Genomic DNA, 11,566 nt, shown 5'->3' on the forward strand with positions numbered 1-11,566 from the left:
AATCGATAGATGCCGTGAATCATCGTGACGCAATCGGCACGATCAGCGCATGATCGGACCCGGCTGGCTGTGCCGGATCCGTATCGTCAGCGGGCGGCGTCGGCCGCAGTGACCTCGGCCGCGGTGACCTGGGTGTCCTTGACCGGTGCCACGCCGAGCGACGAGGTCGGGTCGACGATCACCATGGTTTCGGTGGAGCCGTCCGGCCAGACCACCTGGAAGGTGCTGCCGGCCGGCAGCGAGGCGAACGGCATGCCGCTCTGCGCGCGGTACACCGCCGCGACCTGGCTGGCACCGGCCCGGCGCACGTCTTCCTGCGCCTTCACCGAGGTGAGCGTTACCTTGGACAACTTCCGGTAGCGGTCATCGTAGGTATCGATCATCACCAGCCCGACCGCACCGGCCGAGTAGGCCACGAACAGCGCCACCCAGAACCAGAATTTTGCACCATGCAGGAATCGACGGTAATTCATGCGCGGCCACTCCGCTTGATCAACTGTTCAACCAACGTCTTCATTTTTCCCGCACCTTGCCGCGATACCGCGGCGTCATACACGAATGTGGAAAAGTCCTGCCCACCGTCCTGCGAACAGATCCCTCCATTCGCACAGAAATTGTTCATCAGCACACTGTCCGGCCCGCAGGCCATGCCCAATTCGCACGCGGCAAGACGCCACGCCAGTTCGCTGAACTGATCGCCCGCCACCAGGCCCTGCAGCGCGGCGTCGCCACTGGCGCGCTGGCCCATGGCCGTGGAAATGGCCATGTACGCTTCCGGATCGCGCGATTCCATCACCCGCTCGACCAGGTTGCGGCGGTATTCGGGACCGTCCTTCAACGGCTGGCCGTCGGCGAACAGCGCCGCTTCGGCGGCCAGGTTGCCGGCGCGTGCGGCCAGCGTGCGCTGGGTCAGGATCAGGCTGCGCCCCAGCCCGTCGCTGGACACGAACCCGGCACAGCGCCGTGCGACGCGTTCGCGTGCCTGCACCATCGGTGCCGACGCGCTCATGCCCATGCCGGTCAGCAGGGTATTGTCGAGCTGGTAGCCGCCCGGATCCATCGCATAGATGGCGCAGTAGTCGTACACGCGGCTGACCATCCAGCCGGCCTCGGCATTGCCGTTGCCCGCCTGCAGGCGCAGGCGCTGCGCATAGGCGAACAGGTCGGTGTCGCCTTCGATATCGGCGCGGATGTCCAGCGGCAATCCCGACGGCACCGCAGCGCTGCGTTCGCTGGCCAGCAACTGGCGCGCCAGCTGCCGGGCCTGCAGCGGCATCGTCGCGCCACTGGCGGCCGGCACTTCATCCGCCGCCGTGGCCGGCGCGTCCAGATGCAGCGCACGGCCGCCCGCGCGATACCCCACCACGCCCAGCAAGGCCAGGGCCGGTACCACCAGCAGCCAGGTTTTGAGGGTGGGCACGAGGGCCATTCAGGGGAACCGGTTCGCGGAACACACGCCGCAGGCTGCGGAGTTTAGCAATGACGCTTCCCGCTGTCTGAACACGGCATCCCATTGATTCTCAAGCCGGCGGGAGACCGAAGCTGCCGTCGCCCGGCGCAATGGTCTAGCATTCACCGTTTTCCGCAGGTTGTTACCGACATGCCGTTCCTGGAACTCACCCTCCATTGCACCGAAGCCACCCAGCCCCGCTACGAGAACGCGCTGGACGACGTCGGCGCGCTGGCGGTGACCCTGCTCGACGCCGATGCCGATACCAGCAACGAGCGCGCCATCCTGGAGCCCGGCGTGGGCGAAACGCCGCTGTGGAACGACCTGGTGCTGAGCGCCCTGTTTCCGTCCGACACCAATGCGCTGGCGCTGCTGGCCGCACTGGAAGCGTTCGACCCGGGCCTGGAATGGAATACCGCCAGTTTCCGCGCGGTGCAGGACGAGGACTGGGAACGTGCCTGGCTCGACCAGTTCCAGCCGATGGCGTTCGGCGAGCGCACCTGGATCGTGCCGTGGAACCATGAACTGCCGGACGCCGCGCAGGCTGCCGACGCGGCCGTGGTGCGCCTGGACCCGGGCCTGGCGTTCGGTTCGGGCACGCACCCCACCACCGCGCTGTGCCTGCGCTGGCTGGACGGTCTGGCCGCCGAGGGCGCGCTGGCCGGGCAGACCGTGCTGGACTTCGGCTGCGGCTCGGGAATCCTGGCGCTGGCCGCACTCAAGCTCGGCGCCGCCCGCGCGGTGGGCGTGGACAATGACCCGCAGGCGGTGATCGCGACCGGCGACAATGCCGAACGCAACGGCCTGCAGGACCAGGTGCAGGTCTTCCTGCCCTCCGACGAACCCCAGGCGACCTACCCGGTGGTGGTGGCGAACATCCTGGCCTCGGCACTGGACGCGCTGGCCGACGTGCTGGCCGCGCGCGTGGCACCGGCTGGCCGGATCGCGCTGTCGGGCATCCTGCACGGACAGGAAGACGAACTGCTGGTGCGTTATGCGCCGTGGTTCGAGCAGCTTGAAGTGGCCCAGGACGGCGACTGGATGCGCATCACCGGCGTCCGTCGTGCTTGAATGAGGCACCTTCGCCCGGCGCTGACCCGATGACCGAGTCCACCCCGCCCCCGCGCCGCCCGCTGGCCACGTTCCTGCGTGCATCATCCGGTGCACCTGCGGATGACGCCCCGGTGCCGCCGACGGATGTCGATGGGACGACAGTGGACAAGGAACGGGACACGGAAATGGACAGCGCGTCGGACAACCCGGTCAGCGCAAGCGACCACGAGGACATCGCTGCGCAGGATGCAGCTAGCGAACCGGAGGTCGCCGAACCGGTCTCCGTCGACAGCGCGGACGACAGGGTCGCGCACGACCCTGCAGGTGATGAGGCGTTCAGGCGCCTGGCGGAGCAGCCCGAAGCGGAGGCGGCACCCGCCGCGCCCAGCTTCATGCGCGCACCCGAAGCGCCGCTGCCCACCCCGCGCTGGCAGTGGGGGCTGGTGGCGGGCCTGGTGGTGGTGCTGGCGCTGCAGATTGCCGTGGCCGACCGCGCGCGGCTGGCCGCCGACGCCGGCAGCCGCCCGTGGATCGCCGGGCTGTGCAGCGTGCTGCGCTGCAGCCTGCCGGCGTGGCAAGAACCCACCGCCTTCAGCATGATCGGCCGCGACGTGCGCCCGGTGCCAGGCCAGCCCGGGGCCCTGCAGGTGCAGGCCAGCTTCCGCAACGATGCGCGCTGGGCACAGGGCTGGCCGTCGCTGCGGCTGTCGCTGTCCGACGCCGACGGCCGCGTGATCGGCACCCGCGTGTTCGCCCCGCACGACTACCTGGACCCCGCAACGGACGCCGCAGCGGTGCTGGAACCGGGCCAGAGCGCGCAGATCGCGTTTCGGGTGCGCGAGCCGGCCGCCTCCACCGTCGCATTCACCTTCGAATTCCTGTAACCCGGCATCCTGTCGGCGAGCGTGGCGGGGCGGCGGCGCACGCGCTAGACTGACCCCCTCCAAATTTTCCGCCAGGGTTGTGGTCCGCCCTGGCTTCGCACCGGGATCCTTCTTGAACGCAGTCCTTTCTCGTCCTGACAATAGTCGTGGCGCGCCGAAGCCGCCGCTGCGCGAGCACGTGGCCCAGTCGGTGCGTCGCTACCTGCGCGACCTGGATGGCTGCGACGCGGATGACGTGTACGAAATCGTGCTGCGCGAGATGGAAATCCCGTTGTTCGTGGAGGTGCTCAACCACTGCGAAGGCAACCAGAGCCGTGCGGCGTCGATGCTGGGCATCCACCGCGCCACCCTGCGCAAGAAGCTGAAGGAATACGGCATCGCCACGTAATGCCCGGGGGTGGTCGGGACGGCCTACAATATGGGCCCGCTCCGCTTCGATCTCCTGCCCCCATGAGTTCCGATCTGCTGCCCGTGCGCCGGGCCCTGCTTTCCGTTTCCGACAAGACCGGCCTGCTTGACCTGGCCCGTGCGCTGGTTGCGCGCAACGTCGAACTGCTTTCCACCGGCGGCACCGCCAAGGCGATCCGCGACGCGGGCTTGCCGGTCAAGGACGTGGCCGACGTCACCGGCTTCCCGGAAATGATGGACGGCCGGGTCAAGACCCTGCACCCGCTGGTACACGGTGGCCTGCTCGGCCGCGCCGGCCAGGACGAAGCGGTGATGGCCGAACACGGCATCGCGCCGATCGACCTGCTGGTGCTGAACCTGTATCCGTTCGAGAGCGTCACCGCCAACGCGGACTGCTCGCTGGCCGATGCGGTGGAGAACATCGACATCGGCGGCCCGGCCATGCTGCGTTCGGCCGCCAAGAACTTCGCGCGCGTCGCGGTAGCCACCGACCCGTCGCAGTATGCGGAACTGCTGGCCGAGCTCGATGCGAATGATGGCAAGCTCTCGGCCGCCAAGCGCTTCGCGTTCTCGGTAGCCGCGTTCAACCGCGTGGCCCAGTACGACGCGGCGATCAGCAATTACCTGTCGGCCGTCACCGCGACCGACGCGGCCGTGCCGCTGCGCACCGAGTTCCCGGCGCAGATGAACTCCAGCTTCGTGAAGGTCATGGACCTGCGCTACGGCGAAAACCCGCATCAGACCGGCGCGTTCTACCGGGACCTGTACCCGGTGCCGGGCACGCTGGCCACGTTCCAGCAGCTGCAGGGCAAGGAACTGAGCTACAACAACCTGGCCGACGCCGACGCGGCGTGGGAATGCGTGCGGCAGTTCGACGCGCCGGCCTGCGTCATCGTCAAGCACGCCAACCCGTGCGGCGTGGCCGTGGGCGCCGGCAACGGCGATGCCTATGAACTGGCCTATGCGACCGACCCGACCAGCGCGTTCGGCGGCATCATCGCCTTCAACAAGCCGCTGGATGCAGCCACGGCCAAGGTGATCCTGGACCGCCAGTTCGTTGAAGTGCTGATCGCGCCGGACTACGAGCCGGCCGCACTGGAATACGCGCAGAAGAAGGCCAACGTGCGCGTGCTGCGCATTCCGCACGGCGACGGCCGCAACAACTACGACACCAAGCGCATCGGTTCGGGCCTGCTGGTGCAGAGCGCCGACAACCGCGGCATGAGCCGCGACGAGCTCACCGTGGTCAGCAAGGTGGCGCCGACCGACAAGCAGTTCGCTGACCTGCTGTTCGCCTGGAACGTGGCCAAGTTCGTGAAGTCCAATGCCATCGTGTACGCAAAGGACAACCGCACCATCGGCGTTGGTGCCGGCCAGATGAGCCGCGTGTACTCGGCGCGCATCGCCGGCATCAAGGCGGCCGATGCGAACCTGGTGGTGGAAGGTTCGGTGATGGCGTCGGATGCCTTCTTCCCGTTCCGCGACGGCATCGACGCTGCTGCCGCAGCCGGCATCAAGGCGGTGATCCAGCCGGGCGGTTCGATGCGCGACGCCGAAGTCATCGCGGCAGCCGACGAACACGGGCTGGCGATGGTGTTCACCGGCGTGCGCCACTTCCGTCATTGATTCTCCCCCTTCTGCTGCGAGAACTGCCTTGAAAATCCTCGTCATCGGCTCCGGCGGCCGTGAACATGCATTGGCCTGGAAGCTGGCCCAGTCTCCCCGTGTCAGTGAAGTGCTGGTGGCGCCTGGCAATGCGGGCACCGCGAACGAACCCAAGTGCCGCAACATCGCGATCAAGGTCACCGATCTGGATGGCCTGCTCGAGCTGGTGAAAGCAGAAGGCATTGAACTGACCGTGGTAGGTCCGGAAGTACCGCTGGTGGCGGGCGTGGTGGATCGCTTCCGCGCTGCCGGGCACCGCATCTTCGGGCCGACCGCCGCCGCCGCGCAGCTGGAGGGCAGCAAGGCCTACGCCAAGGACTTCCTGGCCCGGCACAACATCCCCACCGCGTTCTATGCGGTGCACACCGAGGTGGACGCGGCGCTGGCCTACCTCCGCGAAAAGGGCGCGCCGATCGTGGTCAAGGCCGATGGCCTAGCCGCCGGCAAGGGCGTGATCGTGGCGATGACCCAGCAGGAAGCCGAAGACGCGGTGCGCGACATGCTGTCGGGCAACGCTTTCGGCGACGCCGGCGCACGCGTGGTGATCGAGGAATTCCTCGAGGGCGAGGAAGCCAGCTTCATCTCGATGGTCGATGGCACCACCGCGCTGCCGATGGCGACCTCGCAGGATCACAAGCGCGTCGGCAATGGCGACACCGGCCCCAACACCGGCGGCATGGGCGCGTACTCGCCGGCACCGGTGGTGACCGACGAGGTGCATGCGCGCGTGATGCGCGAGGTGGTCAATCCCACCGTGCAGGGCATGATCGCCGATGGCATTCCGTTTACCGGGTTCCTCTATGCGGGCCTGATGATCGACGCCAGCGGCGCGCCGAAGGTCATCGAGTTCAACGTGCGCTTCGGCGACCCGGAAACCCAGCCGGTGATGCTGCGCCTGCAGTCGGACCTGGTGGAACTGGTCGAAGCGGCCATCGACGTGCGCCTGCATGAGGTGGAAGCGCAGTGGGACGCGCGCCCGTCGCTGGGCGTGGTGATGGCGGCCTCGCCCTACCCCGAAGCGCCGATCACCGGCGATGTCATCCACGGGTTGGACCAGGTCCCGTCCACCGCCAAGGTGTTCCATGCCGGCACCACGCTGGATGCGCAGGGCCAGGTGCTCAGCGCCGGCGGCCGCGTGCTGTGCGTGGCGGCGCTGGGCGACAGCGTGGGCGATGCACAGGCCAATGCGTATGCAGGCGTGGCGAAGATCACGTGGGACCACGAGTTCCATCGCGATGACATCGGCTGGCGTGCAATTGCGCGCGAGCAGGCCTGACCCTGCGATCGAACAGACAACAAAAAACCCGGCATTGCCGGGTTTTCTGTTTCGTGCGTTGAACCTGCATCAGGCAGTAAACAGCGCCTTCATCTTTTTCAGCGCGTTCGCTTCCACCTGGCGGATGCGTTCGGCGGAAACGCCGTACTCGTCGGCCAGTTCCTGCAGGGTGACCTTGCTGTCGGCGTCCAGCCAGCGGCGACGGATGATGTCGCGCGAGCGGGCGTCGAGCTCGGCCATGCCTTCGCGCAGCAGCTGCAGCTGGTTGTCTTCGCTGTCGGCACGCTCATAGGCCATCGACGGGTCTTCGTCGTTGGCGACCAGGAACGCGGCCGGCGACGGCGGCGCGTGGTCGTTGTCTTCGTCGGTCGGCGCGTCGAAACCGATATCGCGGCCGGACAGGCGCGATTCCATTTCGAGCACTTCGCGCTCGGACACGTTGAGGTCCTTGGCCACGGCGGTGACTTCAGCCGCGTTCATCCAGCCCAGGCGGGTCTTGGACTTGCGCAGGTTGAAGAACAGCTTGCGCTGCGCCTTGGTCGTGGCGACCTTGACGATGCGCCAGTTCTTCAGGATGAACTCGTGCATTTCGGCACGGATCCAGTGCACGGCGAACGACACCAGGCGAACGCCCATGTCCGGGTCGAAGCGCTTCACCGCCTTCATCAGGCCGATGTTGCCTTCCTGGATCAGGTCGCCCAGTGCAAGGCCGTAGCCGTTGTAGCCACGGGCCACGTGCACCACGAAGCGCAGGTGGGAATGGACCAGCTCGCGCGCGGCGTCCAGGTCCTGTTCGTCGCGGAAGCGGCGGGCCAGGTCCTGCTCGTCATCGACCGTCAACACCGGGATCTGGTGCACGGCGCCGATGTAGGCGTCCAGCGAACCGAGCGCACTGGGAATCGGAAGATTGTTTGCCACAAGGGCAGTAGACATGTTCTGGCTCATAGGTTGGCATTTTAGCAGTCACGGAATTGGACTGCTAAGGGGTGGAAAAGTTCCAGCGTCTCACTGATGAAACGATGGATCGGATCACCCCTCTAACCTACAGGGAAATGGTGACACTGGCGAGTGGTCAGGTGTCGCCAACATTTCCTTTGTATTCAATGATATAGGGCCAAATACGTCATCACGGCGTGGTTTGGGCCGCACAATCCCACGTCCCGCTGCCCGTTCAGCTTGAAAACGTTGCCACCGGTTCAGCCCTGGACCCTCAGTAATACCCCGAAAGGTTCAGGAAGAAGCCCTTGCTCTCATACCGCAGCTCGGTCAGGTCATCACTGAACTCCGTGAAGTTGTACCCGGCTCCAACCTTGAAGTTCTGCCCCACCTGCCGGTCCACCCCCACCAGCCAGCCCTTCCTGTCGCCCCCCTCGCGCACGTCCAGCCAGCGGTACTCGCCCATCGCCTCCCACTGCGCGAACAACCGGTAGCGCAGCTGCAGGGCCGAGAAGTTGACCCGACTGTCCAGCCACGCGCCCTCGCCACGCCCGGTACGATAGTCGCCCCAGCGACCGGCCAGCTTGGCCGCCAGCTCCCAGCGGTCGGTCAGCTGCATCACCCCTTCAAACGACACGATCCGCGACTTCTGGTCGTACACGTTGCCGCCTTCCTGGCCCAGCGACGCCACGTCATACAGATAGGTGTACTTGCCGAACGCCGCCCAGCGCGTGTTGTCGTGCGGGCGCCACGCAAAGCCCAGGTTGGACTCGACCAGTTTCGCGTCGGCCAGCGGGTTGCGCGCATCGTCGGTGTCGGCATAGTTGGCGCGCAGGGCGATGCGCCAGTCTTCGTTGACCTTGTACAGCAGCCGGTTGGTGGTCACCCACTGGCGGCGCTCTTCGGCGCCTTCATCGCGGCGATACTCCAGCTTGCTGGTCCACTGCGTGTTGGCGTCGGTACGCCCGCCGTTGACGCTGTACGCGCGGCGGTCGACCCGGCCGGTGGTGGCGTCCAGGTTGCCATCCATCACGCTGAAGCCCAGCGTCCAGCCCTGCGACGGATAGAAATCCATGCCGAAGGTGTTGACCAGCCCCGCACTCTCGTCACGGCGGTCCTTGAGGTACTGGCTTTCGTTGAACACGTTGACCTGGTTGCTCAGCCGCCAGCGCTGGCCCAGCGTCCACCCCGACTGCAGCCCGGTGTCGTTGTACAGCGGGTCGGTAGTGGTCCGGTCGGTGCTGTAGGTGTAGTTGCCGTAGAAGCTGTGCTCGGGCGTCATCCAGTATTCGCCTTCGAGCTTGGCGCCTTCGCCGCGGCTGCCGCTGCTGACTTCCGCACCCAGGCTGGAGCGGTTTCCGAACAGGTAGCGCGCGCCCAGCGTGGCCAGGTTGTTGTCTTCATAGGCGCCGCCGTCGTCGTCCACGGTCAGCTGCCCTACCCCGTACAGCTCCCACTTGGCGCCCAGGCGCTGCCGGTAGCTCAACGCCGCCAGCGTACCGGCCACATCGACGCCGGCATTTTCCTCCTGCACCCGACGCAACTCGGCGCCGAGCTGGCCGTCGTTGCCCAGCCGCCAGTCCAGCGTCAGCTGCGACTGCTCCACCGCCACCTCGCCCCGCTCGGCACGGCTGTAGCGGCCGTACAGGCTGAGGTTGTCGGTGAAGTAGCCAAGGAACTCCGCCCCGTACTCTTCCAGCGCCAGCCCGCTGTCCATGCGCGAGACCGAGAACCCCGCATCGACGTCGCGCCACCACCCGCCCATGCTCCAGTCCTGTTCTGTCCAGCCCAGTTCGCGCAGGTTGGCACGCGCTTCCACCGCACGCGCGTCGCCCTTGCGGTCGGGACTGACCGGGTTGCGCTGGATGAAGCTCAGGCCGCCGTTGTCCGAGTAGAAGATCGGCGCGGCCGTGGCTTCGGTGCGGGTCTGTTCCAGCTTCAGGTAGGTGCCGCGCCCGGCCTGCAGGGTCAGGTCGGCGCCCATCAGGCTGTAGTCGTCGCCACTGCGGTTCTCGTCGACGTACGTGCCACCCAGCGCGACGTGATCGCCGAACCATTGCTTGCCGCGCACGCCTGCGCTGACGTCGTCGGTACTGAAGCCAAGCGGGATGTACTCGTAGTCCACCAGCAGCAGCTGGTCATAGCCGTCCAGCGGGGTGTCGCGGGTCAACGTGCGCACGTTCTCGCGGGTGATCTGCGCCAGCTCGCGGGTCAGGAACAGGCGGCCCTGGATCTCGTTGATCTCGTAATCCACGCCACGGGTCAGGTTGGTGCGCACCTCGGTACGCCCCGTGGTGCGGTCGCGTACTTCCAGCACCACCTGCTCCGATCCGGGCAGCAGGTCGGTATGGCGCAGGTAGTAAAGGCTCCCGCCGGTGCCGAGGAATTCGCTGTGGCCCAGTGCGGACTGCGCCTCGGAACCGAACGCCTTCAGCAGCGAGCGCGGATCGCCCAGCGGGGTGGTGGCGCGCGAGCGCCAGCTCACGGCCGCACCGTACAGCGAACGCACGTACTGCCCATATTCGGTGCCGGTGAAGCCGGTGGCGAAGTTGCCCCACAGCGCCTGGTTCTGGTCCCAGTCCACGCGCACGTACAACCGGCCCTGGGTGTCCACGTCGCGGTAAGTAGTCGAATCATCGCCGTACACCGGGTAGTACTGGTCCGGATCGAGGCGGCGGAACACATCGCGCGCGTCGGCATCCAGGAAGCCGTCGAACAGGCGCTTCAGCTCCTGGTCGTAGGTGTCTGCCTGTGCGGTGACCAGGTACTTCCCGCGATACTTGCTCTTCAGGTAGAACGCCAGCCGGCCCTCGCTGAGGAAGCTGTCGTCCTGGTCGCGATCGGCCGCGAGCGGGTCGAGGTTGCCGCTGGCGGTGTTGCTGGACAGCGTCACGTCGGCCAGCGCCACCAGGAAGCGGTAGCTGCCGGTCACGTCCACGTCCAGGGTGCGGGTCAGGGTCGGCGCGTCCAAGGCCTCCACCTGCACGCTGTAACGGTGCTGGCCGATCGGCTCCAGGAACTCGGCGGCGAACTTCTGCTCCAGGTCCACCGGGAAGCTCTGCCCGTTGATCATCACCCGCGCGTTCGGGCTAAGGCCACGCCCGTAGATGCGCACGCGCGAACCGTAGATCGGGATGTTCTGCTGGCGCAGCGCGTTCTGACCGTAGATTGCGTTGCTGAGCTGCTGCGCCTGCGCGTCATCGCCACTGAGCACGCGGCCCAGCGAACGCTGCACGTCGTCGCGCACCAGTTGGGTGCCGCGCTCGTAATCGGTGGGCAGCACCAGCTGGAAGCGCTGCACGCTGGTTTCGTCGAAGGAACCGTCGCGGCCGTAGGCGCGGGCGATGTACTGCAGGTCGTCGCCCACACGCAGGTTGAGGTTGTCGGGCAGCTGGCCATCCCACTCGGTGTTGGCCACGTAGTCCACGGGCATGTCGATGCGCGCCAGCGGCGTGACCAGATCGGTATCGCTGCCGCGGTAGATCACCACTTCCAGCCGCTCGATGAACGACGAATAGTTGTTGTAACCATGGAAGCGCAGCGGCTTGGTCAACCGGCCGTTCTCGAACGGCGCCATCGAACCGGTCTGCACGTTGAGCACCGGCGCGGACAGGGCGGGGTCTTCGGTGGCCCACACCACCGCGCCGTCCGGCAGCTCGGTGGACGAGGCCGTGACCGAGCCGGGCGCCTCGGCGACCGGCGCGTCCGGCCCAACGGCGGGATGCAGCTGAAGCAGCAGGTCGTTGCCCTGCCGGCAGCCGTCCACGCCGCACAGCGTGGCGGGCACCTCGGGAGCGGGCTGGGGCTGCTGGACCTGGGCTTCGGCCTGGGCTGCCGGCAGCCAGAGGACCAGCAGGAGCATCAGGGCGCTGAGTGAGGTCTGGGTGGTCATGG

At 67.0% G+C, this 11,566-nt stretch carries 9 protein-coding genes; 5 read left to right on the top strand and 4 right to left on the bottom strand.

What is annotated here, in order from left to right:
- Positions 1-86: 86 nt before the first annotated feature.
- Together C2U58_RS11835 and C2U58_RS11840 are read right to left on the bottom strand one after the other, a co-directional pair.
- Positions 87-473, bottom strand: coding sequence for a hypothetical protein (locus tag C2U58_RS11835; RefSeq protein ID WP_102946037.1), 387 nt, complete (start codon positions 471-473; stop codon positions 87-89).
- On the bottom strand, positions 470-1,429 hold the full coding sequence (locus C2U58_RS11840; RefSeq protein ID WP_102946038.1) for a hypothetical protein: 960 nt from the start codon (positions 1,427-1,429) through the stop codon (positions 470-472). Before C2U58_RS11840 ends, C2U58_RS11835 begins: the two co-directional genes overlap by 4 nt.
- Positions 1,430-1,600: 171 nt before the next feature.
- On the opposite strand from C2U58_RS11840, the gene prmA reads away from it, so the two are divergent.
- The 5 genes from prmA (at position 1,601) to purD (ending at position 6,736) form a co-directional block, all read left to right on the top strand.
- A complete protein-coding gene (prmA, locus tag C2U58_RS11845; RefSeq protein WP_102946039.1) occupies positions 1,601-2,521 on the top strand; it encodes a 50S ribosomal protein L11 methyltransferase in 921 nt (306 codons plus the stop codon).
- A gap of 29 nt (positions 2,522-2,550) precedes the next feature.
- Complete coding sequence (locus C2U58_RS11850; RefSeq protein WP_102946040.1) at positions 2,551-3,387, top strand: DUF3426 domain-containing protein; 837 nt, start codon at positions 2,551-2,553, stop codon at positions 3,385-3,387.
- Positions 3,388-3,499: 112 nt separating this feature from the next.
- Positions 3,500-3,775, top strand: a complete 276-nt coding sequence (fis, locus tag C2U58_RS11855) for a DNA-binding transcriptional regulator Fis (protein ID WP_068854228.1) — start codon at positions 3,500-3,502, stop codon at positions 3,773-3,775.
- 62 nt (positions 3,776-3,837) lie between these two features.
- Complete coding sequence (gene purH, locus C2U58_RS11860; protein WP_102946041.1) at positions 3,838-5,421, top strand: bifunctional phosphoribosylaminoimidazolecarboxamide formyltransferase/IMP cyclohydrolase; 1,584 nt, start codon at positions 3,838-3,840, stop codon at positions 5,419-5,421.
- A gap of 28 nt (positions 5,422-5,449) precedes the next feature.
- Positions 5,450-6,736 (top strand): phosphoribosylamine--glycine ligase, encoded by a 1,287-nt coding sequence (gene purD, locus C2U58_RS11865; RefSeq protein WP_102946042.1) that lies wholly within the window; start codon positions 5,450-5,452, stop codon positions 6,734-6,736.
- Positions 6,737-6,805: 69 nt separating this feature from the next.
- Here purD and rpoH read toward each other — a convergent pair whose 3' ends face one another.
- Together rpoH and C2U58_RS11875 are read right to left on the bottom strand one after the other, a co-directional pair.
- A complete protein-coding gene (gene rpoH / locus C2U58_RS11870) occupies positions 6,806-7,681 on the bottom strand; it encodes an RNA polymerase sigma factor RpoH (protein WP_102946043.1) in 876 nt (291 codons plus the stop codon).
- Positions 7,682-7,946: 265 nt separating this feature from the next.
- Positions 7,947-11,564, bottom strand: a complete 3,618-nt coding sequence (locus tag C2U58_RS11875; RefSeq protein WP_216362398.1) for a hypothetical protein — start codon at positions 11,562-11,564, stop codon at positions 7,947-7,949.
- Positions 11,565-11,566: the final 2 nt, after the last annotated feature.

It is taken from the genome of Stenotrophomonas sp. VV52, assembly GCF_002893095.1.
GTDB classification, from domain to species: Bacteria; Pseudomonadota; Gammaproteobacteria; order Xanthomonadales; family Xanthomonadaceae; genus Stenotrophomonas; species Stenotrophomonas aracearum.